This window comes from Streptomyces sp. NRRL F-2580 (genome assembly GCF_000720115.1).
Taxonomy (GTDB): Bacteria; Actinomycetota; Actinomycetes; order Streptomycetales; family Streptomycetaceae; genus Streptomyces.
Map to the genome: position 1 here is coordinate 38,671 of NZ_JOIR01000038.1, position 25,135 is coordinate 63,805.

General features: G+C 73.0%; 24 protein-coding genes. 12 read left to right on the forward strand and 12 right to left on the reverse strand.

Going from position 1 to position 25,135, the window contains the following annotated elements; all coding sequences use genetic code 11:
* Positions 1–100 precede the first annotated feature (100 nt).
* From cseC to IF88_RS0132230, 6 genes are all read right to left on the reverse strand, one after another.
* On the reverse strand, positions 101–1,417 hold the full coding sequence (gene cseC / locus IF88_RS0132205) for a two-component system sensor histidine kinase CseC (RefSeq protein ID WP_030720528.1): 1,317 nt from the start codon (positions 1,415–1,417) through the stop codon (positions 101–103).
* Complete coding sequence (gene cseB, locus IF88_RS0132210; RefSeq protein ID WP_030720530.1) at positions 1,414–2,127, reverse strand: two-component system response regulator CseB; 714 nt, start codon at positions 2,125–2,127, stop codon at positions 1,414–1,416. The genes cseC and cseB overlap by 4 nt, the downstream gene beginning before the upstream one ends.
* A 29-nt stretch (positions 2,128–2,156) precedes the next feature.
* The gene (locus tag IF88_RS0132215; RefSeq protein ID WP_030720533.1) at positions 2,157–2,801 is read right to left on the reverse strand and encodes a hypothetical protein; all 645 of its coding nucleotides are present in this window, start codon (positions 2,799–2,801) and stop codon (positions 2,157–2,159) included.
* 38 nt (positions 2,802–2,839) lie between these two features.
* Entirely contained in the window at positions 2,840–3,400 is a 561-nt protein-coding gene (locus IF88_RS0132220; protein WP_030720537.1) for a SigE family RNA polymerase sigma factor, read from the reverse strand.
* Between the two features lie 286 nt (positions 3,401–3,686).
* Positions 3,687–4,604 (reverse strand): A/G-specific adenine glycosylase, encoded by a 918-nt coding sequence (locus IF88_RS0132225; protein ID WP_030720540.1) that lies wholly within the window; start codon positions 4,602–4,604, stop codon positions 3,687–3,689.
* A gap of 23 nt (positions 4,605–4,627) precedes the next feature.
* A complete protein-coding gene (locus IF88_RS0132230) occupies positions 4,628–4,840 on the reverse strand; it encodes a hypothetical protein (protein ID WP_030720543.1) in 213 nt (70 codons plus the stop codon).
* Positions 4,841–4,981: 141 nt separating this feature from the next.
* On the opposite strand from IF88_RS0132230, the gene IF88_RS0132240 reads away from it, so the two are divergent.
* A complete protein-coding gene (locus tag IF88_RS0132240) occupies positions 4,982–5,782 on the forward strand; it encodes a hypothetical protein (RefSeq protein ID WP_030720546.1) in 801 nt (266 codons plus the stop codon).
* Positions 5,783–5,806: 24 nt separating this feature from the next.
* Here the strand turns inward: IF88_RS0132240 and disA are convergent, their stop codons facing one another.
* Positions 5,807–6,931, reverse strand: a complete 1,125-nt coding sequence (gene disA / locus IF88_RS0132245; RefSeq protein WP_030720549.1) for a DNA integrity scanning diadenylate cyclase DisA — start codon at positions 6,929–6,931, stop codon at positions 5,807–5,809.
* A gap of 173 nt (positions 6,932–7,104) precedes the next feature.
* The gene (gene radA / locus IF88_RS0132250; protein WP_030720557.1) at positions 7,105–8,517 is read right to left on the reverse strand and encodes a DNA repair protein RadA; all 1,413 of its coding nucleotides are present in this window, start codon (positions 8,515–8,517) and stop codon (positions 7,105–7,107) included.
* 171 nt (positions 8,518–8,688) lie between these two features.
* Between radA and IF88_RS46870 the strand changes: the two genes are divergently transcribed.
* The gene (locus IF88_RS46870) at positions 8,689–10,482 is read left to right on the forward strand and encodes a BACON domain-containing protein (protein ID WP_030720559.1); all 1,794 of its coding nucleotides are present in this window, start codon (positions 8,689–8,691) and stop codon (positions 10,480–10,482) included.
* Positions 10,483–10,587: 105 nt separating this feature from the next.
* Here IF88_RS46870 and IF88_RS0132260 read toward each other — a convergent pair whose 3' ends face one another.
* The gene (locus IF88_RS0132260; RefSeq protein ID WP_078893278.1) at positions 10,588–11,490 is read right to left on the reverse strand and encodes a hypothetical protein; all 903 of its coding nucleotides are present in this window, start codon (positions 11,488–11,490) and stop codon (positions 10,588–10,590) included.
* A gap of 63 nt (positions 11,491–11,553) precedes the next feature.
* Between IF88_RS0132260 and IF88_RS0132265 the strand changes: the two genes are divergently transcribed.
* On the forward strand, positions 11,554–12,489 hold the full coding sequence (locus IF88_RS0132265; RefSeq protein ID WP_030720564.1) for a Ppx/GppA phosphatase family protein: 936 nt from the start codon (positions 11,554–11,556) through the stop codon (positions 12,487–12,489).
* A gap of 36 nt (positions 12,490–12,525) precedes the next feature.
* On the opposite strand, the gene IF88_RS0132270 is transcribed toward IF88_RS0132265, so the two are convergent.
* Complete coding sequence (locus IF88_RS0132270) at positions 12,526–13,635, reverse strand: endonuclease/exonuclease/phosphatase family protein (protein WP_051837905.1); 1,110 nt, start codon at positions 13,633–13,635, stop codon at positions 12,526–12,528.
* A 268-nt stretch (positions 13,636–13,903) separates the two neighbouring features.
* Here IF88_RS0132270 and IF88_RS0132275 point away from each other — a divergent pair, with 268 nt between their 5' ends.
* From IF88_RS0132275 to ilvD, 3 genes are all read left to right on the forward strand, one after another.
* Positions 13,904–14,731: a sugar phosphate isomerase/epimerase family protein gene (locus IF88_RS0132275; RefSeq protein WP_030720569.1), complete on the forward strand. Its 828-nt coding sequence runs from the start codon at positions 13,904–13,906 to the stop codon at positions 14,729–14,731.
* Positions 14,728–15,351, forward strand: a complete 624-nt coding sequence (locus tag IF88_RS0132280; protein ID WP_030720571.1) for a TetR family transcriptional regulator — start codon at positions 14,728–14,730, stop codon at positions 15,349–15,351. The genes IF88_RS0132275 and IF88_RS0132280 overlap by 4 nt, the downstream gene beginning before the upstream one ends.
* Positions 15,352–15,474: 123 nt before the next feature.
* A complete protein-coding gene (ilvD, locus tag IF88_RS0132285; RefSeq protein WP_030720573.1) occupies positions 15,475–17,325 on the forward strand; it encodes a dihydroxy-acid dehydratase in 1,851 nt (616 codons plus the stop codon).
* A gap of 51 nt (positions 17,326–17,376) precedes the next feature.
* On the opposite strand, the gene IF88_RS0132290 is transcribed toward ilvD, so the two are convergent.
* Positions 17,377–19,524: a serine/threonine-protein kinase gene (locus tag IF88_RS0132290; RefSeq protein WP_030720575.1), complete on the reverse strand. Its 2,148-nt coding sequence runs from the start codon at positions 19,522–19,524 to the stop codon at positions 17,377–17,379.
* Between the two features lie 107 nt (positions 19,525–19,631).
* Here IF88_RS0132290 and IF88_RS0132295 point away from each other — a divergent pair, with 107 nt between their 5' ends.
* The 6 genes from IF88_RS0132295 (at position 19,632) to proC (ending at position 23,418) form a co-directional block, all read left to right on the forward strand.
* A complete protein-coding gene (locus IF88_RS0132295) occupies positions 19,632–19,931 on the forward strand; it encodes a peptidase (protein WP_030720577.1) in 300 nt (99 codons plus the stop codon).
* Between the two features lie 162 nt (positions 19,932–20,093).
* On the forward strand, positions 20,094–20,225 hold the full coding sequence (locus IF88_RS49445; protein ID WP_324617219.1) for a hypothetical protein: 132 nt from the start codon (positions 20,094–20,096) through the stop codon (positions 20,223–20,225).
* Positions 20,226–20,291: 66 nt separating this feature from the next.
* Positions 20,292–20,849 carry a hypothetical protein gene (locus IF88_RS0132305; protein WP_420711018.1) on the forward strand — a complete coding sequence of 186 codons (558 nt, stop codon included), beginning with the start codon at positions 20,292–20,294 and terminating at the stop codon, positions 20,847–20,849.
* 76 nt (positions 20,850–20,925) lie between these two features.
* Entirely contained in the window at positions 20,926–21,750 is an 825-nt protein-coding gene (locus IF88_RS0132310) for an ABC transporter ATP-binding protein (RefSeq protein ID WP_030720582.1), read from the forward strand.
* Positions 21,747–22,484, forward strand: coding sequence for an ABC transporter permease (locus tag IF88_RS0132315; protein ID WP_030720584.1), 738 nt, complete (start codon positions 21,747–21,749; stop codon positions 22,482–22,484). Before IF88_RS0132310 ends, IF88_RS0132315 begins: the two co-directional genes overlap by 4 nt.
* 124 nt (positions 22,485–22,608) lie before the next feature.
* Positions 22,609–23,418 (forward strand): pyrroline-5-carboxylate reductase, encoded by an 810-nt coding sequence (proC, locus tag IF88_RS0132320; RefSeq protein ID WP_030720587.1) that lies wholly within the window; start codon positions 22,609–22,611, stop codon positions 23,416–23,418.
* A 46-nt stretch (positions 23,419–23,464) separates the two neighbouring features.
* On the opposite strand, the gene trpS is transcribed toward proC, so the two are convergent.
* Positions 23,465–24,463: a tryptophan--tRNA ligase gene (gene trpS / locus IF88_RS0132325; protein ID WP_030720590.1), complete on the reverse strand. Its 999-nt coding sequence runs from the start codon at positions 24,461–24,463 to the stop codon at positions 23,465–23,467.
* Positions 24,464–25,135 lie beyond the last annotated feature (672 nt).

A 25,135-nucleotide genomic window follows, 5' to 3' on the forward strand; every position in this document is an offset into this window, starting at 1 on the left:
GGATGCTAAAACACGACCCCTCGCGCCGTACCGCCCGGTACCGGTCCGGCCGCGGCCGGACCGCCGCCGGTCCGCCGGGCCGGCACCGGTTCCGCGGTCGTCAGCCCTGCGGCAGCTTGATCACGGGGAAGCTGCCCGTCGCCGTCGGGGCGTGCTCCGGCAGCCACAGCACCGCCACCGCGCCCGCCGCCGTGCCCTCGCGGTCGAAGCCGCCCGGCGCCGCCACGTTGCGGAAGGTCAGCCGGGCGCCCAGCACCCGCGCCTGGCCCTCCGCGATGGTCAGGCCCAGGCCGTGCCCCACGCCCGCGCGGTCCGTCGACCCGGTCCGGAACCGGCTCGGCCCCTCGCGCAGCAGTGCGTCCGGGAAGCCCGGCCCGTGGTCCCGCACCCGTACGACCCGGCCCTCGACGTCGACCTGGATCGGCGGCTGCCCGTACCGTGCCGCATTGGCCAGCAGGTTCCCCAGGATCCGCTCCAGCCGTCGCGGGTCGGTGCTGACGATCTCGTCCGCGACGACGCGTACGGTCGCCTCCGGCATCAGCGCGGTCACCCGCCGGCTCACGAACTCGCCCAGCGCCACGTCCTGTAGCTCAGCCCGCTCCGAGGCGCTGTCCAGCCGGGCCACCTCCAGCACGTCCTCGACCAGTGCGCGCAGCGCCTGTGCCCGGTCCCGGACCAGCTCGGTCGGCCGTCCCGGGGGCAGCAGTTCCGCCGCCGTGAGCAGGCCCGTCACGGGCGTGCGCAGCTCGTGCGCGATGTCCGCCGTGACCCGCCGCTCGGCCTCCAGCCGCTGCTGCAGGGCGTCGGCCATGGCGTCCACGGCCCGTGCCAGGTCGTCCGTCTCGTCGCGGACGACGCCGCCGACCGCGTCCCGCACCCGTACGTCGGGATCACCGTGCGCCACCCGCTGCGCCGCGGCCGCGGCCTTGCGCAGCCTGCGCGAGATCTGCCCGCCGATGAGCACGCCGAGCGCCGATCCGCCGATCACGGCGGCGAGTCCGCCGACGACCAGGGCCCGGTCCAGGTCGGGGATCAGGTTGGCGCTCTCCCGGAACTGCGTGTGCAGCGACAGCACCTGCCCGTTGTCGAGCGGCACGGCGGCCCACACCTCGGGCAGTCCGTGCGGCCGCTCCTGGATGTAGGTCCCGCGCCGGCCCGACTGCGCCTTGTGCCGAAGCTCGGCGGGGAGTTCGGGGTCGTTGAGCTTGGCGCCCATCGGCGGCTTGCGGCCGGCGTCGGCGTTGCGGGAGATGAACTGCACGCGGTCCAGCTGCACCTCGCGCGCGCTCTCCAGCATCGACACGCGGGCAGCGCTGTGCACGACCAGGCTCAGGGCGATCGTGACGAGGGCGCCCACGGCGGCGATGGCGAGCGTGATCTTCCAGCGGATCCCCGTACGGAGGGTGAACCGTCTCATGCCTTGAGCTTGTATCCGAAGCCTCGGACCGTCTCGATCCGGTCCTGGCCGATCTTGGTGCGCAGCCGCTGTACGTGGACGTCGACGACGCGGGTGTCGCCGCCCCAGTCGTAGTCCCAGACCCGCTCCAGCAGGCGGTCGCGCGACAGTACGGTGCCGGGAGCCGAGGAGAACTCCAGCAGCAGCCGCATCTCGGTCGGCGTCAGCGCCACGGCGGCGCCCGCCCTGCGGACCTCCATGCCCTCGGTGTCCACCTCCAGGTCGCCGAAGGAGAGCACGCCGCGCTCCGGGTCCGAGGCCTCGTGGGAGGAGCCCGGTCCGCCGTTCTGCGGTCCGCCGGAGTGGTCGAAGCGGCGCAGCACGGCACGGATCCGGGCCACGAGCACCGAGCCGTCGAAGGGCTTGGTGACGTAGTCGTCGGCGCCCGCCTCCAGGCCCAGCACCACGTCGATGGAGTCGGCGCGCGCCGACAGCATGATCACGGGGACGGTGGACTCGTCGCGGATGCGGCGGCACAGGCTCACGCCGTCCATGCCGGGGACCATCACGTCGAGCAGCGCGATGTCCGGCCGGTCGGCGCGGAAGGACTCCAGGCCGGACAGGCCGTCGGGCATGGCGGTGACCAAGAACCCGTCGCGTTCCAGCGCCAGGGTCGTCGCCTCACGGATGACGTCGTCGTCCTCCACGAACAGGACATGGGTCTCGGCCATGCGGGAGCCTCGCCTCGGTTCTTCTGTGCTCAGTTCTTCTGACTCGTGGCCGGGGCGGGCTGGGCACCGCCGTCGATCACGTTGCTGTACTCCGAGTGGACTCGGTCGTGCTCGGTGAACGTCTCCCCGTTCCAGCGGTACGTGATCACGTCCTCGCCCGACGGATAGGAGAGCGGGTCGCTCTTTCCGTAGACCTGCTTCGTGACCACCAGGTCGCCCCGGTCGATCTCCGCGTAGACGGGTGGCTGTTCGTCCGAGAACACATTCTCGTACGAGCCGCCGTCCGCCCGGTACACGTACGTGCCGCGGCCCAGGGCGTCGGCGCAGGACAGGACGTTGACGACGAGGTCGGCGACGGGGCTGCCGGTGACCTTCCCGTAGCTCACGTCCACCGGGTACTCCTTGCCCGCGCAGGGCTTGAGGTCCCTCTTGATCTCGGCGCTGACCTTCGGGTCCGCCTTGAGCAGCGCGACGGGGTCGACCTTCTTGAAGGGCCGGCCGGACGGGGAGGCCGCTCCCGAGGAGGGGTCGGCGGGGGTGGACGGACTGACCGGGTGGGCCTTCGCGACCGCGTCGGAGCGGGCGGGGCCGCCGTCGCGCAGGCCGGTGCCGCCGGTCGCGCAACCGACCGCGAACACGGCAGTGCCGACGAGGACGACAGCCCCCGCCGACACCAGTACCAGCGATCTCCCGCCGGTCAGAACTTGGCCGTTCAGGCCGCGCACCGCTCACGCCCCTCGTACCGCATGGTGTGGTCACCGCGCTCCAGCGCCCGCATGTCGAGGTCCCGGCTCTCCAGCTCCTGCCGGAGGCGGGCCAGCGCGCGGTGCAGAGTGCTCTTCACGGTACCCGCAGACATTCCGAGCGCGGCGGCGGTCTCGTCGGTGCTCATCTGCTCCCAGTGTCGCAGCACGACCACGCTGCGCTGCTTGGGCGCGAGCACCTTGAGGATGTCCATCAGCAGGGCGCGGTCGGCGCGCTGGTCGGAGCCGTCCTCGACGGAGGCGTCGGGGAGCTGCTCGGTGGGGACCTCTTCGAGCTTGCGGGCGCGCCACCACTCGGTACGGGTGTTGATCATGACGCGCCGGAGGTAGGCGTCGGCCAGGGACTTGTCGGCGATGCCGTCCCAGCGGCCGTACGTGCGCACGAGCGCGGTCTGCAGGAGGTCCTGCGCGTCGGTGGGGTCCGGGACAAGGCGCCGGGCGCTGCGCAGCAGCGCGTCCTGCCGGGTGCGTACGTACTCTTCGAATTCGAGTACCTCACCGTGCGCCATCTGAGACCGCCTCCGCTGCCGTCCACCGCTCATCCGCTGCCTTACGGATTCGAAGGTACGGAGGGCTTGTCACGGGCCTGTGCGAGCCAGCCTTCGGTGGGCGCACGGACACCCATAGGTTGTGTAACAGTGCCGTGAGCTGCGGTTTCCCGGCGAGAAGCGGAATTGTCGACTCAGTTTCAAGGTCGACTACGGGTGGTCGCGAAGCCGTCGCCGAGCGCTCGCCGGCCGGCCATCCGCAGGTCACCCGGACCCGCGTCCGGACCCCGCCCGGCGACGGTCGCGCTCAGGTCTGCGGGAGCCGGTAGAAGCCCCCGTCGAGGGGTTCCACCAGTCCGTCGGAGACCAGCCCGTCCAGTGCCCGGGCCCGCTGCACCGGCTCGTCCCACACCGTGTCGAGCACGGCCTGCGGAACGGCGCCCACCGCCTCCCGGAGCACCGCGAGGAGCTTGCCGCGCACCTGCCGGTCGGTCCCGGCGTACGTCTGCCCGCGCCGCGGCGGCCCCTCGTGCGCCGGCTTCCCGGCGAGGCGCCACGCGCACAGCCCGGCCACCGGGCAGCGCGCGCAGTCGGGGCTCTTCGCGGTGCACACCAGCGCGCCGAGCTCCATCGAGGCCGCCGCCCAGCGCGCCGCCGTCGCCTCGTCCTCGGGCAGCAGGGCCCGGGCCAGGCGGCGCTCGGCGGCGGTGGTGGCGTTCGGCGGGTACTCGACCCCGGTGGCGGTGCGCGCGAAGACCCGCCGGACGTTCGTGTCGAGGACGGCGTGCCGCTGCCCGTACGCGAAGGAGGCCACAGCGGCCGCCGTGTACTCGCCGACCCCGGGCAGCGAGAGGAGCTGGGCGTGCTCCCGCGGTACGTCGCCCCCGTGCCGCTCCGTTATGGCGACGGCCGCGCCGTGCAGCCGCAGGGCGCGGCGCGGGTAGCCGAGGCGTCCCCAGGCCCGTACGGCCTCGCCGGGGGCCTCGGCGGCCAGGTCGGCCGGGCGGGGCCACCGGGCGAGCCACTGCTCGTAGACCGGGAGGACCCGGCTGACCGGGGTCTGCTGGAGCATGAACTCGCTGACCATGACCCCCCAGGGGCCGGCCTCGGGGCGGCGCCAGGGCAGATCGCGGGCGTGCTCGTCGAACCACGCGATGACGGGGGAGTGCAGCGCGTGGGAGGAGTCGGTGGACGTGGCCGTGGCGGAAGCGGGGGATGCAGTCATGACGTACGGCATCCTGACACGTTTCAGGCCCGCCCCGCCGGGCCCGGACCGGTGAACCAGACGGCCGCGCGGACCCCGCTCGCCCGCACGGCGGAGATGATCGCACTGATCGGACCGGTGAGCGCGAGCACGGCGAGCGCGACCTGCCGGGGGCCGCCGGTGGCGTGCGAGCGCCACCAGAGGGCGGCGAAGAGCACCCCGAAGCGCAGGAGCCCGTGGCTACCGAAGGTAGTCAAAGCGGCCCAATCCTCACATCGGACCTCTGGCTGGTTTCCGGCGGTTCCGCGTACTCCCGCAGGATGATCATCGGCAAATCGAGCCTGCTGCACGGCATGTGGGGCACTGATCGGGCCGCGAACTCTCGTAAAGTTCCGTCCGTGGGATCTCTGCGCAATCCGGTCGGGCCGCTCCCCTCCTCCATCTACTGGCGACGGAGGGCTGTGCTGGCGTCCGTCGTCGCGCTCCTCGCGCTCCTCGCCGTATGGACCGTCAGTTCCGGTGGGGGGAAGACGAGTACGAACGGAAAGGGCCAGGGCCGCCCCGACCCCGTCGCCTCGATCACCCCCGGCCCGTCCGGGACGGGTCCCGCGATCAGCGCGGCCCCCGGCGGGCGCACGGAGTCAGGTGGCGGAACCGGCTCCGAAGGCGGTGGAACGGGCGGCGCGGGCAAGAACGGCGAGCCGGGCAGCGGCACGGCCGCGAGCGGCGGGTCCGGCTCGGGCGGCGGCGGCGCGGCGGCCGGGCCGGCGCAGGTCCCGGCGGACTCCCCGCTCCCCACGTGCGCGCCGGGTGCGCTGCAGTGGGAGGTCAAGAGCGTGAAGAACGAGTACGAGGCGAACGAGAAGCCCAAGCTCGAACTGGTCGCCCGCAACACCTCCGGCACCACCTGCAAGGTCGACCTCGGCCCGCGGCAGGCGGTCCTGACCATCCTTCAGGCGAGCAGCAGCAAGGCGGTGTGGTCCTCGGCGGACTGCCCGGCGGGCGCGGGCAACGCCTTCTTCCGCCTGCCGGCGCAGGGGGAGACGAAGCAGTCGCTGGAATGGGACCGCAGGTTCAGCGCGGCCGACCAGTGCCAGGCGCCTCCGGCGGGGTCCGCGGCTCCCGACACGTACGTGGTCGAGGTCAAGTCCCCCGGCATGCCGGTCGCCCGGACCTCGTTCGTCCTGAAGCAGGACTAGCGTCCGCGGCGCCGCTGCGGGCGCTCAGACGTAGCGTTCGAGGATCGAGGACTCCGCCAGGCGGGAGAGGCCCTCGCGGACGCTGCGCGCACGCGCCTCGCCGACGCCGTCCACCGTCTGCAGGTCGTCGACGCTCGCGGCGAGCAGCTTCTGCAGGCCGCCGAAGTGCTCCACGAGCCGCTCGATGATCGCGCCCGGCAGCCTCGGCACCTTCGCCAGCAGCCGGTACCCGCGGGGCGACACCGCCGAGTCCAGGGTCTCGGGCGAGCCCGTGTACCCCAGCGCCTTCGCCACGATCGCCAGTTCCAGCAGCTCCGGATGGGTCAGCGCGTCCAGTTCCGCCAGCGCCTCGTCCACCGTGCGGGAACGCTTCGCCGTCGGCTCGGGCACGTAGTCCCGGATGACCAGCTCCCGCTCCTGCTCGATGCCCACCGTCAGCTCGTCCAGCTGCAGCGACAGCAGTCGCCCGTCCGTGCCCAGTTCGACCACGTACTCGGCGATCTCGGTCGCGATCCGGCGGACCATTTCCAGCCGCTGCGCGACCGCCGTCACGTCGCGGACCGTGACCAGGTCCTCGATCTCCAGCGCCGACAGCGTGCCCGCGACCTCGTCCAGGCGCAGCTTGTACCGCTCCAGCGTGGCCAGCGCCTGGTTCGCCCGCGACAGGATCGCCCCGGACTCCTCCAGGACCCGCCGCTCGCCGTCCACGTACAGCGCGATCAGCCGCATCGACTGCGAGACGGAGACCACGGGGAAGCCGCACTGCTTGGAGACGCGGTCGGCCGTGCGGTGGCGCGTACCGGTCTCCTCGGTCGGGATCGACGCGTCCGGCACCAGCTGCACACCGGCCCGCAGGATCTTGGTGATGTCCTTGTCGAGGATGAGCGCGCCGTCGAGCTTGCACAGCTCCCGCAGCCGGGTCGCGGTGAACTCCACGTCGAGGACGAATCCACCGGTGCACATGGCCTCGACGGACTTGTCCATGCCGAGGACGAGGAGCCCGCCGGTGTTGCCGCGGACGATCCGTTCCAAGCCGTCACGCAGCGGCTGACCAGGTGCGACCGCGCTCAGCGAGGCGCGCATCATGGCCTCCTGCTTGGAGCTCGCGCCCGACTTGCCGGATGCTGCTGCCCCGTCCTTGGCTGCCACTGCACTCCTCCGGTCGCGGGTTGCGCCGCCCCGCGCCGCGGGCACGAGGACGTGCGTACGGCCGGGCGGACCAGCCCAAAGTCTACCGGCGCGCGCTGCGGCCCCGCCGTGGCTTGGTCAGGTAGGGCTTGCGGGGGCCCCGCACGGACCCCCTGACCAGGGCCGCTGCCCCGTCAGTCGGTGGCCCGCTCCTTGGCCGGCGTACGGGAGCGCCCGCGCGGCAGCACCCGGAGCGCGTCGCCCATGTCGGCCACCTCGATCACCTTCATCCCGGCCGGGACCTTCCCCGGATCCGCCGGGACCAGCGCGTGCGTGAAGCCGAGCCGGTGCGCCTCGGCGAGACGCCGCTGCACGCCGGTCACCCGCCGCACCTCGCCGGCCAGACCGACCTCGCCGATCGCCACGAGGTTCTTCGGCAGCGGCACGTCACTGGCGGCGGAGGCCAGGGCGAGCGCGATGGCCAGGTCGGCGGCCGGCTCGGTCAGCTTCACCCCGCCCACGGTCGCGCTGTAGATGTCGCGCTTGCCGAGCGCCGTGATCCGGCCGCGCTGCTCCAGCACCGCCAGCATCATCGAGACGCGCGAGGTCTCCAGGCCCGAGGTGGTGCGCCGGGGGGAGGGGATCTGCGAGTCCACGGTCAGCGCCTGCACCTCGGCGACCAGCGGGCGCTTGCCCTCCAGGGTCACGGTCAGGCAGGTCCCGGGGACGGCCTCGGCGCGGCGGGTCAGGAACAGCCCGCTCGGGTCGGCGAGGCCGGTGATCCCCTCGTCGTGCAGTTCGAAGCAGCCGACCTCGTCGGTGGCGCCGTACCGGTTCTTGATGCCGCGCACCAGCCGCAGCCGCGCGTGCCGGTCGCCCTCGAAGCTCAGGACGACGTCGACGAGGTGCTCCAGCAGCCGGGGTCCGGCGATGGCTCCGTCCTTGGTCACGTGGCCGACGAGGAGGGTGGACATCCCGCGTTCCTTGGAGGCCCGGATCAGCGCTCCGGCCACCTCGCGCACCTGGGCCATGCCGCCGGGCGCGCCGTCGATCTCGGGGGAGGCGACGGTCTGTACGGAGTCCAGGATCAGCAGGGAGGGCTTCACGGCGTCGAGGTGCCCGAGCACGGCGGACAGGTCCGTCTCGGCGGCCAGGTAGAGGTGATCGCTGAGGGCGTTGATGCGGTCGGCGCGCAGCCGCACCTGGCTCGCCGACTCCTCGCCCGTCACGTACAGCGTGCGGTGCTCGTCGCTCGCCGCCTTCGCGGCGACGTCCAGGAGCAGCGTCGACTTCCCGACGCCGGGCTCGCCGGCGAGCAGGACGACGGCGCCGGGCACGAGCCCGCCGCCGAGGACGCGGTCCAGCTCGTCCACGCCGGTGCTGCGGGCGGTGGCCGTCCGGCCGTCGACCTGGCCGATCGGCAGGGCGGCGGTGGAGACCCGGCCGGCGGCGGTGGTCCGCACGGCGGGCGCGCCCATCTCCTCGACGGTGCCCCAGGCCTGGCACTCGGGACACCGCCCGAGCCATTTCGCGGTCGTCCAGCCGCAGTCGGTACAGCGGTAGGACGGCCGGTCCTTGGCGGATGAACGAGCGGTGCGGGCAGCCATGCCGCTCACGGTAGCCGCCCGCACCGACAACGCGGTGGGAGGGCTCCGCGGCCGCCGGAGTCCCCCCACGTCAGGGGCCACGTCAGCGGACCACCGATCTGTTCACCCGTAAGGGCTAAAAGTGGGGAAGGCTTCCAGGGCGCCACCGGCGTGCCGCCTACGGTTCGCCACGTGAACAGCAGCAACCAGGCACACTCCTCAGCGCGCACCGGCGCACACCGGGCGCACGGGCGCACGCACAGCGAGGGGGAGCAGCCGCCCCCCTTCCGGCACGAGCCTTACCTGGACGGTCTGTTCACGTACTGCCTGTCGGTCCTGTGCGACCACGACACCGCCACCGACGTGCTGGGCGACGTCCTCGCCGTCGCCGAGCGGCACCCCGGCCGCTGTCCCGACGAGGGGGACCGGCGGGCCTGGCTCTACGCGCTCGCCCGCTGGGGCTGTCTGCGCCGGCTGGCAGAGCAACGGCGCACCCGACCGGGAGCGCATTCCGCCCGGCGTGCGCCGGAGCACACCGAGAGCGACCATGCGCCGGGTGGTGACACGGACCCGGGGGCCGCCGCGGACGCCGGACGCGCCCCGGGCGCCCACCGGCTCGTTGACGTGAACGCCCACCGCCGTACCGAACTGGCCCGGCTCGCCTGGCCCGAGGCAGCCGGCACCACGCCCGCGCAGCGCGAGGCCCTCGAACTCGCCGTCCGCCACCGCCTCGGCGTCCCCGAGCTCGCCGCCGTCCTCGGCACGCCCCCGGCCACCGCCCGCGAGCTCCTGTCCGGCGCCGCCTGCGAGGTGGAGCGCACCCGCGCCGCCCTCGCCGTCGTGGAGACCGGGAACTGCTCCGCCGTCTCCCTGCTCACGGGCGACGACGGGGACGGTGACGGCAACGTGCTGCTGTCCAGCACCCTGCGCGCCGAACTCGTCCGCCACGTCGACGACTGCCCGAGGTGTCGCCGCGTCGCCGAACGCGTGGGCGTCGCCGCCCCCTGGCCCGGCTCCGGCGGCATCAACACCGCCGCCCTCCCGCTCGTACCCGCCCCCCGCACCGCCGTCCACGCGGCGATGCTCCGCTCCGGCCGGGGCCGCGGCCGCAGGCCGGGCCCGCGCTTCGACCGCACGGGCTTCCCGACGGACCCCAGGGACCACGCGGCCCGCCGCGACCGGCTGCGCGCCCGGGCGGTGACCACGACCGTCGTCGCCACCGTCGTCGCCGCCCCGGTGCTGGCGCTGTGGGCGGCGTACCGCGGCGCCCCCAGCACGGGCGAGCCCATCGGCGGCGACTCCACCCGCATCTCCGCCAGCGAGTCCGAACTCCCGACGGCACGGATCGACGGCCGCCCGCTGACGGCGTACGAGAACACCGGCAACGCCGCCAGCACCACCGGCGGCCCCGGCTTCGCCCGGAGCAGCGACGACTCCGACGTCTCCGTCGAGGTGATCAGCACCGGCCCGCCGGCCGGAGCCGACCACGCCGGAGCCCACGCCGGCCACCTCTCCGTCGCCGCGTCCTCCCGCGGCTCCCTCACGCTGCTCACCCTCACCGCCTCCGGCGGCGCCCCCGTGGACTGGCGGCTCTGGTCCGACGCGCCGTGGCTGCGCGCGAGCCGCACCGCGGGCACGCTGGCCCCCGGAGAATCGGTCACCCTACGGATCGCCGTGGACCACGAGGCCCAGCCCGTGGGCGCCTGGACGGCCCGCATCGGGGTCGATCCGAGCGGCGCGGTGGTCTCCATCCAGGGCCGCGGCCGCCCCGCGGCGACCCCGACGCCCACGCCGGACCCGACGCAGCCCTCGCCCCCGTCGCCGACCCCGGACCCGACGCAGCCGCCCACGCCGACCCCGACGCCCACGGAGCCGACGATCCCGCCGCAGTCCCCGACGCCCACGCCGAGCGCGACGCCGCCGGACGGCTCAGGCGGAACGGTTTCCCCGGGCCCGGGCCCGGGCCCGTCGGGGGCCCCGGGCTAGCGGCACACCGCCGGCCGGACCGGGCCGGCCGGGGGCGACCGGGCCGAACCGGCCGTTCCGGGCCGGATCGGCCCGATCGGTCCGACAGATCAGCAGGTCAGCAGGTCAGACGGGGTCCGCCGGGTGGGGGGCCATCGGCAGCAGGGAGGCCAGCCGCGCCTCGCACAGCTTCACGAGCGCCTCGTACCCCTCCTTGCCCATCAGCTCCGTCAGCTCGGCGCGGTACGACACGTACACCGGGTCCCCGGCGCCGTGCGCGGAGGTGGCCGACGTACACCACCAGTGCAGGTCGTGGCCGCCGGGACCCCAGCCCCGGCGGTCGTACTCACCGATCGACACCTGGAGCACGCGGGTGTCGTCGGGCCGCTCGATCCAGTCGTACGTCCGGCGGATCGGCAGCTGCCAGCAGACGTCGGGCTTGGTCTCCAGCGGCTCCTGGCCGCTCTTCAGCGCCAGGATGTGCAGCGAGCAGCCGGCCCCCGCGGGGAACCCCGGCCGGTTCAGGAAGATGCACGCGCCGTCCCAGCGGCGGGTCTGCTTCTCCCCGTCGTCGTCGTGCTGGGTCCAGCCGCTCTCACTGCCCACGTCGTGGAACTGCCACAGCTCGGGCGTCAGCCGGGCCACGTGCTGCGCGACGCGCTTCTCGTCGTCCTCGTCGGAGAAGTGCGCGCCGAGCGTGCAGCAGCCGTCGTCCGCCCGGCCCGCCTGGATCCCCTGGCAGCCGCTGCCGAAGATGCAGGTCCAGCGGGAGGTCAGCCACGTCAGGTCGCAGCGGAAGACCTGCTCGTCGTCGGCGGGGTCGGGGAACTCCACCCAGGCCCGGGGGAAGTCGAGGCCCTTCTCGTCGGAGACGACGGGGGGCTTGCCCTTGGCGTTCCTGCCGCCGCCGCTCTTGCCGGCGGCGTTCTTGGCGTCGGCGTTCCTGGCGTCGGCGTTCTTGCCCTTGACGGTGTCCTTGCCCGTGTCCTGCTGCGACCGGGTCTTGTTGGCCTTCTTCGTATTTGGCACATAACCAAGCCTAAGCGCCCCTTACGCAACCCCCGAGCGTTCCTCGCAGTAGCGTTTCCCCCTATGAGACTCGGTGTCCTTGATGTGGGTTCGAATACCGTCCATCTGCTGGTGGTGGACGCGCACCCCGGCGCGCGCCCGCAGCCGGCGCACTCGCACAAGGTGGAGATGCGGCTGGCGCAGCTCCTCGACAAGGGCGGCGCCGTCACCCCCGAGGGCGTGGAGCGCCTCGTCTCGGTGATCTCCGACGCCGTGCAGGCCGCCGAGGACAAGGGGTGCGAGGACGTCCTCCCCTTCGCGACCAGTGCCGTGCGCGAGGCCACGAACGCCGACGAGGTCCTGGCGCGGATCAAGGCCGAGACGGGCGTCGACCTGCCGGTGCTGAGCGGCGAGGACGAGGCCCGGCTGACGTTCCTGGCGGCCCGCCGGTGGTTCGGCTGGTCCGCCGGGAAGCTGCTGGTCCTGGACATCGGCGGCGGCTCGCTGGAGATCGCGTACGGCATCGACGAGGACCCGGACGCGGCCGTCTCGCTCCCGCTGGGCGCGGGCCGCCTCACCTCGGGCTGGCTCCCGGGCGACCCGCCGGACGCGCTGGACATCCGGGCGCTGCGGCGGCACGTGCGGGCGAAGATCGCCCGCACGGTCCGCGAGTTCAGCCGCTTCGGGGCCCCCGACCACGTGGTGGCGACGTCGAAGACCTTCAAGCAGCTGGCCCGCATCGCGGGCGCGGCCCGCTCGGCGGAGGGCCTGTACGTGCAGCGGGACCTGAGCCGCAAGTCCCTGGAGGAATGGGTCCCCCGCCTGGCGGCGATGACCACGGCCCAGCGCTCGGCCCTCCCCGGTGTCTCGGAGGGCCGGGCGAACCAGCTCCTGGCGGGCGCGCTCGTCGCGGAGGGCGCGATGGACCTCTTCGGCGTCGACGAGCTGGAGATCTGCCCCTGGGCCCTGCGCGAGGGCGTGATCCTCCGCAGGCTGGACCACATGCCGACGGGCTCCTGACGGGGATCCTGGGGACGGCCCGGGGCCCGGGGGACGTCAGCCCAGCCGGAGCGCGCTCGTGACGCCGGCGTGGTCGGACGGCCACAGGCCCGAGGGAGTGCGGTCGGCCGCGGTCTCGCCCACCAGCTCGGCCGTCAGTGCGTTGATCTTGCCGCGGAAGAGGACGTAGTCGATGCGCTGCGTGAGGCCGGAGGCGGCGTTGCGCAGCTCGGGGGTCCGGCAGCAGGTGAAGCCGGGGGTGCGGGGGCGGTGCCGGTTGGCGGTCCAGACGTCCTGGAAGCCGGCCGCCAGGAGGCGGTCGTAGCTCCGGGTGGCGGTCGCCGGCGTCGCGCCGACCCCGTCGGCCGCCGAGTTGAGGTCGCCGAGCAGCACGGTGGGGAGCTTGGTGTCCAGCGGGCCCGCGAGCAGTTCGGCGGCCTGTGCTTCCTGGACGGCGGGGGCGGCGGGTTCGAGACGGGTGGTGACCACCCGGGCGGTGCGGCCGCGGAGCGTGACGTCGGCGGAGACCCAGCCGCGCTCGCTCTTGACGGCCGGACCGGGCGGGCAGCCCAGCGCGGGCCGGCAGACGGGCACGTGGTCGCGGAACCGGGCGGCCCGTGCGTGGGCCACGGAGAAGGCGCGCGCGGGCAGGTCGGTGCGGGCCAGGAGCACGTCACGGTCAGTGAGGCGGATGTCCTGGAGGCCGCCGGGCGTGGAGCGCGTGGCCTCGAAGTCGCTGCCGACGCTCACGCCCACGGCGGCGTAGTGCTTGCCTCGGGCGGCGAGCTCGTCGAGGAGGATCCGCAGGAAGTCGTACTCGACGTGGGTGGCGCTGCCCGGACCGGCCGGGCTCTGGCTGCGCCACAGCACCGCTTCCTGGAGGCCCACGAGGTGGGGCTCGCTCTCGGCGATCTCGTCGGCCAGCGCCTCGGCGCGCTCCGTGAAGTCCGTCGCCCGGACGCTCGCCCACACCGCGGTCACCGCGGCGACGAGGCCCTGCGGGGTGGTGGCGGCGAGGACGGGGGCGAGGTCGGCGCCCAGGTGGAGGTTGCGGGTCGTGACCCGCAAGGGGGTCCGGCCCCCCTCGGCGGCCGAGGCCGTGCCGAGCGATCCGGTTGCGAGCAGCGCGAGCGCGCACAGGGCGGATGTGAGCCAACGGCGAGTCATGCGGGCAGCCCTCTCGGTGAAAAGCGGGCGAACACCCGCATCTTGCCCGAAACCTAAGACGGTTGACGGGGCGTCGCGATCCAGATGTGGGCCGGGCGGCCTAGGCGACGCGGGCCTGCCGGCCGTCACCCGGGCCCGGCCCGCGGGGCGTCCGGTTCCGCCGGGGGACGCCCGCCGCGGGCCGGGACCGGCCACCGGCCGGGCTCGGGCGGGCCCCGGGTGGCGGGCGTCACGTACCGGGCGGGCGTCGGCCCCGTACCCTGTCTCCGTGGCAGAACCAGTCCGCGTCCCGACCGCGAAAGTCGCCCTCTCCACCGCCTCCGTCTATCCGGAGTCGACGGCGACCGCCTTCGAGATCGCCTCGCGCCTCGGGTACGACGGCGTGGAGGTCATGGTCTGGACGGACCCGGTCAGTCAGGACGTCGACGCCCTGCGCCGGCTGTCGGACCACCACCGGGTGCCGATCCTCGCCGTGCACGCGCCGTGTCTGCTGATCACCCAGCGTGTGTGGTCCACCGACCCGTGGACCAAGCTGCAGCGTGCGCAGGCGGCGGCCGAGCGGCTCGGCGCGTCCACCGTCGTCGTGCACCCGCCGTTCCGGTGGCAGCGCCAGTACGCGCGGGACTTCGTCACCGGCATCTGGCGGATGGCCGACGAGACGGACGTCCGGTTCGCCGTGGAGAACATGTATCCCTGGCGCTACCGCGACCGCGAGATGCTCGCGTACGCACCCGAGTGGGACGTGACGAAGGACGACTACCGGCACTTCACCGTCGACCTCTCGCACACCGCCACCGCCCGTACGGACGCCACCGCGATGATCGACAGGATGGGCGGGCGGCTCGCGCACGTCCACCTCGCCGACGGAAACGGTTCGGCGAAGGACGAGCACCTGGTCCCCGGGCGGGGTACGCAGCCCTGCGCCGAGCTGCTGGAGCGGCTCGCCCGGACCTCCTTCGACGGGCACGTGGTGATCGAGGTGAACACGCGGCGGGCGATGTCCTCCGCCGAGCGCGAGGCCGACCTCGCCGAGGCGCTGGCCTTCACGCGGCTGCACCTCGCCACCGCCACCCGGGACGGGGCGCGGCGGGCATGACGGCGGGAGCGGAGAAGCCGCGCCGCCGCGGGCCCGGCCGGCCCCGGCAGGACGAGGCCGACGACGGGCCCGGCACCCAGGAGCGGATCCGGCTGGCCGCCCGCGAGGTGTTCGCGGAGCGCGGGTACGACAAGACGTCCGTACGCGGCATCGCGAAGGTGGCGGGGGTGGACCCGGCGCTGGTCCACCACTACTTCGGCAGCAAGGACGACCTCTTCGCCGCCGCCATCGAGATGAGCCTGGAGCCGGCCCTCGTGGTCCCCGCGATCGTCGGCAGCGGACCCGACGGCATCGGCGAGCGGCTGGCCCGGTACTTCCTGGGCGTCTGGGAGAACCCCGTCACCCGGACCCCGCTGCTCGCCGTGATCCGGTCCGCCCTCACCCACGAGGCCGCCGCGAAGGTGCTGCGCGGGCTGGTGCTGCGGCGGGTCCTGGAGCGGGTCGCCGCCGACCTTGACGTCCCCGATCCGACGTTCCGCGCCGAGCTCGCCGCCTCCCACATGGTCGGCATCGCGATCCTGCGCTACGTCGTCCGGGTCGAGCCCCTCGCCTCCGCGGACGCCGAGGACATCGTGGCGCTCGTGGCCCCCACACTGCAGCGGTACCTGACCGAAGAGTGAGCCTGTCGTCCCGTCATGCGGACGCGGCGTCCGGATCGCGGGCGGTGGGCGTAGCCTCGTACCTGAGCCATATCCGCAGTCGCGGCTGACCCGTACAGCCGCACTCATGGGGAGTGAAACCGCATGCCCGAGCTGAGGTCCCGCACCGTCACCCACGGCCGCAACATGGCAGGCGCTCGTGCGCTGATGCGCGCGTCGGGCGTAGCGAGCGAGGACATCGGCAAGCCGATCATCGCGGTCGCCAACTCCTTCACCGAGTTCGTCCCGGGCCACACGCACCTCGCCCCCGTCGGCCGGATCGTCTCCGACGCCATCCGCGCCGCCGGTGCCATCCCGCGCGAGTTCAACACCATCGCGGTCGACGACGGCATCGCCATGGGCCACGGCGGCATGCTGTACTCCCTGCCCTCCCGCGACCTGATCGCGGACTCGGTCGAGTACATGGTCGAGGCGCACTGCGCCGACGCCCTGATCTGCATCTCCAACTGCGACAAGATCACCCCGGGCATGCTGATGGCCGCCATGCGCCTCAACATCCCCGTCGTCTTCGTCTCCGGCGGCCCGATGGAGGCCGGCCAGGCCATCCTCGTCGACGGCACCGTCCGCAAGCTCGACCTGATCGACGCCATGGTCGACGCCTCCAACGAGAACGTCTCCGACGAGGACGTGCTGCGCATCGAGGAGAACGCCTGTCCCACCTGCGGCTCCTGTAGCGGCATGTTCACCGCCAACTCGATGAACTGCCTCGCCGAGGCCATCGGCCTCGCCCTCCCCGGCAACGGCTCGGTCCTCGCCACGCACACCGCCCGCCGCGCCCTGTACGAGGACGCCGGCCGCACGGTCGTCGAGATCACCAAGCGGTACTACGAGGACGGCGACGAGTCCGTCCTGCCGCGCAACATCGCCACCCGCGAGGCCTTCGAGAACGCCATGGCCCTCGACATCGCGATGGGCGGCTCCACGAACACGATCCTCCACCTCCTCGCCGCCGCCCAGGAGGCGGGCCTGGACTACGACCTCACCGACATCGACGCCGTCTCCCGCCGCGTCCCGTGCCTGGCCAAGGTCGCCCCGAACGTGGCGCCCGGCGGCACGTACTACATGGAGGACATCCACCGCGCCGGCGGCATCCCCGCCATCCTGGGCGAACTGCACCGCGGCGGCCTCCTCAACAAGGACGTCACCACGGTCCACTCGGAGGGCCTGGAGGACTGGCTCGCGAAGTGGGACGCCCGCTCCGGCACGGCCTCCGGCACGGCCATGGAGCTGTGGCACGCGGCCCCCGGCTGCAAGCGCTCCGCCACCGCCTTCTCCCAGTCCGAGCGCTGGGACACCCTCGACCTCGACGCCGAGGGCGGCTGCATCCGCTCCGTGCAGCACGCGTACTCCAAGGACGGCGGCCTCGCCGTCCTGCGCGGCAACATCGCCGTCGACGGCTGCGTCGTCAAGACGGCCGGCGTCGACGAGTCGATCTGGACCTTCGAGGGCCCGGCAGTCGTCTGCGAGTCCCAGGACGAGGCCGTCGACAAGATCCTGCGCAAGGAGATCAAGGCCGGCGACGTCGTCGTCATCCGCTACGAGGGCCCGCGCGGCGGCCCCGGCATGCAGGAGATGCTCTACCCGACCTCGTTCCTCAAGGGCCGCGGCCTCGGCAAGGTCTGCGCCCTCGTGACCGACGGCCGCTTCTCCGGCGGCACCTCGGGCCTGTCCATCGGCCACGCCTCCCCGGAGGCGGCCTCGGGCGGCGACATCGCGGTCGTCGAGGACGGTGACCGCATCCGCATCGACATCCCGAACCGCTCCATCGAGCTCCTCGTCCCCGAAGCGGAGCTGGCGGCCCGCCACCAGGCCCTCGGCGGCATCTACGCGCCGAAGAACCGCGAGCGCAAGGTCTCCGCGGCCCTGCGCGCCTACGCCGCCATGGCCACCAGCGCCGACAAGGGCGCGGTCCGCGACGTCGCCCGCCTGGGCTGACACCGACCCCGACGGCGCCCCCGCACCCTCCGGTGGGGGGGCGCCGCCGTCTCACCACCCGCCCGGATCCCCCGCCGCCACCGCGAACACCGACCCGTCGGGCGCCCCCGCGAACACCTGCCCACCCCCGACGACGGGCGCGGGCAGGGTGGACGCGTAGCTCTGCTCACCGCCCAGCCTGGGCTTCGTCTGCCCCAGGAGGCGGCTCGCGCCGTCGACGGCCAGCAGCCGCCCGTCCGAGGCCGTCAGATGGATCCGCCCGTCGTGGACCACCGGCCGCGAGCCCACGGCCACGCCCGTCTCCAGCCGCCATTCCTCGCGCTCCGCCCCTACCGCGGCCAGGGCGCCCGAGGTGCCGAAGACGTACACCCGGCCCTCGGGGCCGACCGTGGCCTGGGCCTCCAGCAACGGCGACGAGAGGGGGATCCGGCGTACGGCTCGCGTCGTGAGGTCCACCCGCACGACGGCCCTGGTCACAGCGCCGGACGCGGACCGCGTGTCACCCTCCAGCAGGTAGAGCCCGCCGGCCGCCGCGCCAACCGGTTCCAGCAGCGCCGGACTACGGACCTGCCAGCGCACCGCGCCGTTCGCGGCATCGACAGCGGAGACCTGGGTCGACTTCCCGTCGGCTCCCGGCGCGCAGAGGTACAGGCCGGCGCCCCCCGACGGGTCCGGTTCGGCGAGCCATGCGGAGCCGGCTCCGCCGATGTGCTGCTCCCAGCGTGTCCCGCCCGTGGCCGCGTCGAGCATGGTGGCCTTTCCGTCCGCGCTCGTGACGAGCAGCAGACTTCCCACGGGCACCACCCGCCCGCCCTCCGGCAGGGCCCGCTTCCACCGCTGCGTACCGGCTGCCGCATCCAGGGCCCGCAGGACCCTTCCGCCGTCGTCCACTGCGAACACCAGTCCCGCGGCGTGCAGCGGAGTCGCATTCGGTGTCATCCGCGATGCGGGTGCCGCTCCTCGCACGGACCACACCACCGAGCCGTTGGCGGGGTCGAGTCGGGCGGCCGCCAGCCCCGGCCCCGAGCAGTAGAGGGCTCCGGCCGACCACGAGCAGGCCGGAACGGGATTGCCCCCGCTCCCTTCGCCCACGCGTACCGCCCACGGCGGCCCGGCCTTCGCCCCGGGACCGGGCTCCGCGGGCCCCGCGTGCACGGTGGAGTGCGCCGTCGGTTCCGCGTCCGTCCCGTACGAGAGGTATCCGCCGAGCGCCCCACCGGACAGCAGCAACGCGCCGCAGACCGACAGGACCAGCCGTGACCGCCGCCGCGGCGGCGGGGTGGGTACGGGCTGCTCGGCGACGATCCGGTCCCGCCGGTGGGTGACCTCCAGCGGGTTCGGTCCGCGCGGCCCGGGGATGAAGGCCCGGGTGTCCTCCGACGTCGGATAGGCCAGCGCACGTAGTTCACCGATCAGTGCGTCAGGGGTCGGGCGTTCGGCGGGGTTCTTCGCGAGGCAGGACTCGACGAGGGGTATCAGGGCCGTCGGAAGACCGGTCAGATCGGGGTCGTGGTGGACGACCTGGTACGCCACCAGATAGGGACTGTCGGAGTCGAAGGGGCCGCGTCCGGTCGCTGCGTGCACGAGTACGGCGCCCATCGCGAACACGTCCGCCGCAGGCCCCACTTCCCTGGGCCGCTGGAACTGCTCGGGCGCCATGAAGGGCGGTGTCCCGATCAGCTTTCCGGTCTCCGTCCGCAGGTCGCTGTCGGTCGGCCGCGAGATCCCGAAGTCGATGACCCGTACTCCGTCGGGCGCCATCAGAACGTTGCTCGGCTTCAGATCCCGGTGCACCACACCGGCCCGGTGGATGTCCCGCAGCGCCTCTGCGAGTCCGGCGCCGAGCCGGGCCAGTTCGGTCGGATCGAGCACCCGCTCCCGCACCCGCTCGGCGAGTGTCGGTGCGTCGATGAACAGGGTGGCCATCCAGGGCCGTTCGGCGTCCGGATCGGCGTCCACGACGGGTGCGGTGAACGCCCCGCTCACACGACGCGCCGCGGCGACTTCCTGCCGGAACCGGGCCCGGAACTCCGGATCCACCGCGTGTTCGGGATGCACGATCTTGACGGCGAGTTTCAGTCCCGACGCGGAGGTGGCGAGGTGGACGACGCCCATACCGCCCGAACCCAGGACGGATTCCAGCCGGTACTGCCCGGCGTACTCCGGAAAGCCCGCCCGATCCCTGTGCAGCGACTGCACCGCTGACCACCCCCGCCGGAGCCTAGTCGATGGCACCTGGCTATCTCCAAGGTCCTGCTACCCTGCGCGAGTTGCGCAGCGCAACGCTCAGGGGGGGGAGTTTTCGCATGTCCGAAAAGAGTGAGCCCGGTCAGGTCCAGAGCCTCGCCGCGGAGTCCGGTTTCCAGACCTTTCCGGTTGCTCCCGGCTACCAGGTGAACGTCCGCAGCGGCCCGGGCACCAGCTACTCCATCGTCAAGGTCCTGCCGTACGACTCGTACGTCTCGATCCGCTGCCAGGGTCCCGGTACGACGGTCTCCGGTCCGTACGGCACGACGGACATCTGGGACTGCATCGGCAACGGCCAGTTCGTCTCCGACGCCTATGTCAAGACGGGCAGCGACGGCTACGTCGCCACCCGCTGCTGACTTGCTCACGCCGGCCGCCGCGACCGAGGCGTCGGCCGGTTCCGGTGACCCGATGTTCCCGGTCGCGCCCGGCTACCGACTGAACGTCCGCAGGGGCCCCGGCACCAACGACTCGGTCGTCGAGGTCCTGCCGCCCGGCGCGACCGTCTCGCTCCGCTGCCAGTGCGAGGGCACCACCGTCTCGGGCCCGTACGGCACGAGGACATCCGGGACCGCATGGGCAACTGCCGGTTCGTCTCCGACGCGTACGTGAAGACGGCCAGCGACGGCTACGTCACCCACCAGTGCGGCTGACGCAGACCCCGTCTGACACGTGAGACACACCCGGTCCGGCCGGCCCGGCGGGAGATAATCGCTGCTGTGAGCGACGACCAGCGAGACCAGACCCTCCCCCAGCTACCGCTGGGGGGACCCCCCACCGAGCCGGCCGCGCAGGCCCCGGGCCCCACCGGCCCCGAGCCCGAGCCGATCCCGTTCTTCGGCACCACCTGGGTGAACCACGACGGCGGCTACGCCCTGCGCCGCGCCGGCGTCGCGATCGGCTCACTGGTCACCGCCGTCGCCGCCGCCGTACTGCTGCGCCTGTCCTACGAGGGCCTGGAGATCGGCAACGTCGGCCCGTTCCTCAGCATCTCGGTCGTCGTCCTCTTCGCGATCGCCAGCGCCATCGCCTTCGTCAAGACCTGGGACTCCTTCAGCCGCCGCCCCGCCCCGTCCTCCGACGAGGCCGCCCTCAAGGGCCTCAAGGCGATCGGTTTCATCGGCTCCCTCATCGCGTACTTCCTGCGCTGCCTCGCCGAGGCCCCGGGCGAGAAGCTCCGCCGCGCCGAGTACGAGCGCGCCCGGGCCGACTTCGCCCGCCGCCGCAGCTCCCGTACGGGGAACCCGGCCGGCCGCCGCCCCAAGCGCAAGAAGTAGACCCCGAGCGGCCCGCCCCCACCTCGCTCTGCCCGGGCGATTGACGGCGGGCACAGCCGGGAGCATTATTCATCACATGATGAATAACCAGTCCGAGGGAGCCCCGGCAGCCCTGCACGCCCACGGCCTGAGCGTCCGGCGCGGAACCGGCCGCACCCCCCGCACCGTCATCGACTCCATCGCCTTCGACGTCCCCCGCGGCCGCATCACCGGCCTCCTCGGCCCCTCCGGCTGCGGAAAATCCACCCTCATGCGCTCCATCGTCGGCACCCAGGCCCACGTCACCGGCACCCTCGACGTCCTCGGCCGCCCCGCCGGCCACCCCGAGCTCCGCTCCCGCATCGGCTACGTCACCCAGGCGCCCAGCGTCTACGACGACCTCACCGTCCGGCAGAACCTCGACTACTTCGCCGCCGTCCTGGACCCTTCCCCTCGCTTCGCCGGGAAGACCCCTCGCCGCGCCGCCGCCGACCGTCGCGCCGAAGCCGTCCGCCAGGCCGTCGCCGACGTCGACCTCACCACCCACGCCGACGCCCTCGCCGGCAACCTCTCCGGCGGCCAGCGCAGCCGCGTGTCCCTCGCCGTCGCCCTGCTCGGTACCCCCGAGCTCCTCGTCCTCGACGAACCCACCGTCGGCCTCGACCCCGTCCTGCGCCGCGACCTGTGGAACCTCTTCCACGACATCGCCGCCACCCGCGGCGCGACGCTCCTCGTCTCCTCCCACGTGATGGACGAGGCCGAGCGCTGCCACGACCTCCTCCTCATGCGCGGAGGCCGCATCCTCGCCCAGGGCACCCCCGACGCCCTGCGCACCCGTACCCACTCCGTCACCGTCGAAGAAGGCTTCCTGCGCCTCGTCGACGAAGCCAACGCACTCGCCGCCCAGGAGACGACGCCGTGAACAGTGCCCGCACCACCGCCACCGCCGCCCGCGTCCTGCGCCAGCTCCGCCACGACCCGCGCTCCATCGCGCTGATGCTCCTGGTCCCCGTACTGATGCTCACGCTGCTGCGCTTCGTCTTCGACGGCACCCCCCGCACCTTCGACAGCATCGGCGCGTCCCTCCTCGGGATCTTCCCCCTCATCACCATGTTCCTGGTGACCTCGATCGCCACCCTGCGCGAGCGCACCTCCGGCACCCTCGAACGCCTCCTCGCCATGCCGCTCGGCAAGGGCGACCTCATCGCCGGCTACGCCCTCGCCTTCGGCGCCGTAGCCGTCCTCCAGTCCCTCCTCGCCACCGGCCTCGCCCTCTGGCTCCTCGGCCTCGACGTCGTCGGATCCCCCTGGCTGCTCCTGCTCGTCGCCCTCCTCGACGCCCTCCTCGGCACGGCCCTCGGCCTCTTCGTCTCCGCCTTCGCCGCGTCCGAGTTCCAGGCCGTCCAGTTCATGCCGGCGGTGATCTTCCCCCAGCTGCTCCTCTGCGGCCTGTTCGCCGCCCGCGCCACCATGCACCCGGTCCTCGAAGGCCTCTCGGACGTCCTGCCCATGTCGTACGCCGTCGACGGCATGACCCAGGTCCTCACCCACACCGACATGACCGCCGACTTCGTCCGCGACGCCGTGATCGTCGCCGCCTGCGCCCTGCTCGTACTCGCCCTCGGCGCGGCCACCCTCCGCCGCCGCACCCCCTGACCGCACTCCGGACGGCCCCGCCCCCCTGGCCGCCCGGGTGCAAGGATGAAGACGTATAGGCAGCTCACGCGCAACAACATCCCCCAGCTACCGCTGGGAGGTCCCCAGGCGAGGTGGATCGGGCATGACCCAGACAGTCGCAGTCCTCGGTACCGGCAAGATCGGTGAGGCCCTGCTCAGCGGAATGATCCGCGGCGGCTGGCCCGCCTCGAAGCTCCTCGTCACGGCTCGCCGCGCCGACCGGGCCGAGGAGCTCCGCACCCGCTACGGCGTCGAGGCCGTCTCCAACGCCGAAGCCGCCAAGCGCGCCGACACCCTCATCCTCACGGTCAAGCCCCAGGACATGGCCAAGCTCCTCGACGAGCTCGCCCCGCACGTCCCCGCCGACCGCCTCGTCATCAGCGGCGCCGCCGGCATCCCCACCTCCTTCTTCGAGGAACGGCTCAGCCCCGGCACCCCCGTCGTCCGCGTCATGACGAACACCCCCGCCCTCGTCGACGAGGCCATGTCCGTCATCTCCGCCGGCAGCCACGCCACCGCCGAGCACCTCGCCCACACCGAGGAGATCTTCGGCGGCGTCGGCAAGACCCTGCGCGTCCCCGAATCCCAGCAGGACGCCGCCACCGCCCTCTCCGGCTCCGGCCCCGCGTACTTCTACTTCCTCGTCGAGGCCATGACCGACGCCGGCATCCTCCTCGGCCTGCCCCGCGCCCAGGCCCACGACCTGATCGTCCAGGCCGCCATCGGCGCCGCCGTGATGCTCCGCGACAGCGGCGAGCACCCGGTCAAGCTCCGCGAGGCCGTCACCTCCCCGGCCGGTACGACGATCAACGCCATCGTCGAGCTGGAACGGCACGGCGTCCGCGCCGCCCTCATCGCCGCCCTCGAAGCGGCCCGCGACCGCAGCCGCGAGCTCGCCTCCGGCAACAGCTGAGACACCCGTACCGGTGGGGGCCCGCAGCACGCGGGACCCCCACCCGTCACGGCTCCAGCAACCCGATGGCCCGGTACGCCCGGTCCACCACGGGCCGCGCCAGCTCCCGGGCCCGCCCGGCGCCCTGCCGCAGTACCTTCTCCACCTGCGCCGGATCGCCGGCCAGCTCCGCGTGCCGCTCCTGCACCGGCCGCAGCAGCTCGACCACGGCGTCGGCGACATCCCGCTTGAGCGCCCCGTACCCGCCGTACCCGTCCGCGAGCACGGCCGGATCACCCCCGGTACAGGCCGCCAGGATGTCCAGCAGATTCGCGACACCGGGCCGCGCCTCCCGGTCGTAGACCACGCCGCCGTCCCCGCTGTCGGTGACCGCCCGCATCACCTTCTTGCGCACGACCCCCGGCTCGTCGAGCAGATAGACGATCCCCGCCCCGTTCTCATGGGACTTCCCCATCTTCGAGGTCGGCTCCTGCAGGTCCATGACCCGCGCGGCCACCGCCGGGAGCGTCGCCTTCGGCACGGTGAAGGTGTGCCCGTACCGCTGGTTGAAGCGCACCGCCAGATCGCGCGTCAGCTCCACGTGCTGCCGCTGGTCCTCCCCGACCGGCACCTCCTGGGCGCCGTACGCCAGGATGTCGGCGGCCATCAGCACGGGATAGGTGAGCAGCGACAGCCGTACGCCCTCCCCGGAGACCTGTGCCTTCGCCGCCTTCTCCTTGTACTGGATCATCCGCCGCAGCTCCCCGTCGGTGGCGGTGCACTCCAGCAGGTACGCCAGCCGCGTGTGCTCGTCGACATGGCTCTGCACGAAGAGCGTGCACCGCTGCGGATCCAGCCCGGCGGCGAGCAGCAGCGTCGCCGCCTGCCGGCTCAGCCTCCGTACGCGCGCCGGCTCGTGCTCGACGGTCAGCGCGTGGAGATCGACGACGCAGAACAGCGCCTCGTCCGCGCCCTGGTCGGCGGCGACCCACTGCCGTACGGCCCCCAGGTAGTTCCCCAGCGTCAGATGACCCGTCGGCTTGACCCCGCTGAAGATCCTCGTCATGTCCTGCTCTCCCTGTGTGTGAGTGGTGTCGGAGCCACCGCGTCGGGCGACCGAGCCACTCCCGGGAGGGAGAAACAAAAACGGCCGCCGTAGCGGCGGCCGTGAGCGCATGCGTGCTCGCGTGGAAGGTCGGCCGCCGTCAGGCGGCCCACCAGCGAAGGCTGAGCGTGAGCGCATGCGTAGTCATGGGCCCAGCGTAGAGGGCCGGCGATGAAGACGGGGTGAGTTTCGGGAGCCCGCGCGTCGTCGGTCAGCGGGGGTTGACACACGTGTGCCCGGTCCGTAAGGTTCTTCGAGTTGTCCGAAGTGAGCGCCGACCCCGGTCGGTCCCCGGACAGCCATCCCGCACTACACATTCGAACGAACGACGCACTCCGTCGTCTTGTTTTCATGCGTATTTGCGAATGAGGAATCCGCGTCCGAGGACGCCGTCGCCGATTAGGTTCGGGGGCAAGGAATCCGCTACTGTCTCACTCGCCGAAGGGGCCAAACAGCCCCGAGGCAAAGCCCGCTGACCGGGAGTCAGGCCCGAAAGGATCTGATAGAGTCGGAATCGCTGGAAAGGGAAAGCGCGAAAGCGCAGGAACTGGAAAGCGCCGAGGAAGTCGGACACGAAAGAGTCTGATAGAGTCGGAAACGCAAGAACACAGAACGAAAGCCCGGAGGAAAGCC

What these genes read in the sequence shown, in the direction of transcription:
- IF88_RS0132270 (WP_051837905.1), bottom strand. Translation starts at nt 13,635, where the DNA reads ATGACTCGCCGTTGGCTCACATCCGCCCTGTGCGCGCTCGCGCTGCTC.
- radA (WP_030720557.1), bottom strand. Translation starts at nt 8,517, where the DNA reads ATGGCTGCCCGCACCGCTCGTTCATCCGCCAAGGACCGGCCGTCCTAC.
- IF88_RS0132295 (WP_030720577.1), top strand. Translation starts at nt 19,632, where the DNA reads ATGTCCGAAAAGAGTGAGCCCGGTCAGGTCCAGAGCCTCGCCGCGGAG.
- trpS (WP_030720590.1), bottom strand. Translation starts at nt 24,463, where the DNA reads ATGACGAGGATCTTCAGCGGGGTCAAGCCGACGGGTCATCTGACGCTG.
- IF88_RS0132310 (WP_030720582.1), top strand. Translation starts at nt 20,926, where the DNA reads ATGATGAATAACCAGTCCGAGGGAGCCCCGGCAGCCCTGCACGCCCAC.
- IF88_RS0132265 (WP_030720564.1), top strand. Translation starts at nt 11,554, where the DNA reads ATGAGACTCGGTGTCCTTGATGTGGGTTCGAATACCGTCCATCTGCTG.
- IF88_RS0132225 (WP_030720540.1), bottom strand. Translation starts at nt 4,604, where the DNA reads ATGACTGCATCCCCCGCTTCCGCCACGGCCACGTCCACCGACTCCTCC.
- cseC (WP_030720528.1), bottom strand. Translation starts at nt 1,417, where the DNA reads ATGAGACGGTTCACCCTCCGTACGGGGATCCGCTGGAAGATCACGCTC.
- IF88_RS0132280 (WP_030720571.1), top strand. Translation starts at nt 14,728, where the DNA reads ATGACGGCGGGAGCGGAGAAGCCGCGCCGCCGCGGGCCCGGCCGGCCC.
- IF88_RS0132220 (WP_030720537.1), bottom strand. Translation starts at nt 3,400, where the DNA reads ATGGCGCACGGTGAGGTACTCGAATTCGAAGAGTACGTACGCACCCGG.
- cseB (WP_030720530.1), bottom strand. Translation starts at nt 2,127, where the DNA reads ATGGCCGAGACCCATGTCCTGTTCGTGGAGGACGACGACGTCATCCGT.
- proC (WP_030720587.1), top strand. Translation starts at nt 22,609, where the DNA reads ATGACCCAGACAGTCGCAGTCCTCGGTACCGGCAAGATCGGTGAGGCC.
- ilvD (WP_030720573.1), top strand. Translation starts at nt 15,475, where the DNA reads ATGCCCGAGCTGAGGTCCCGCACCGTCACCCACGGCCGCAACATGGCA.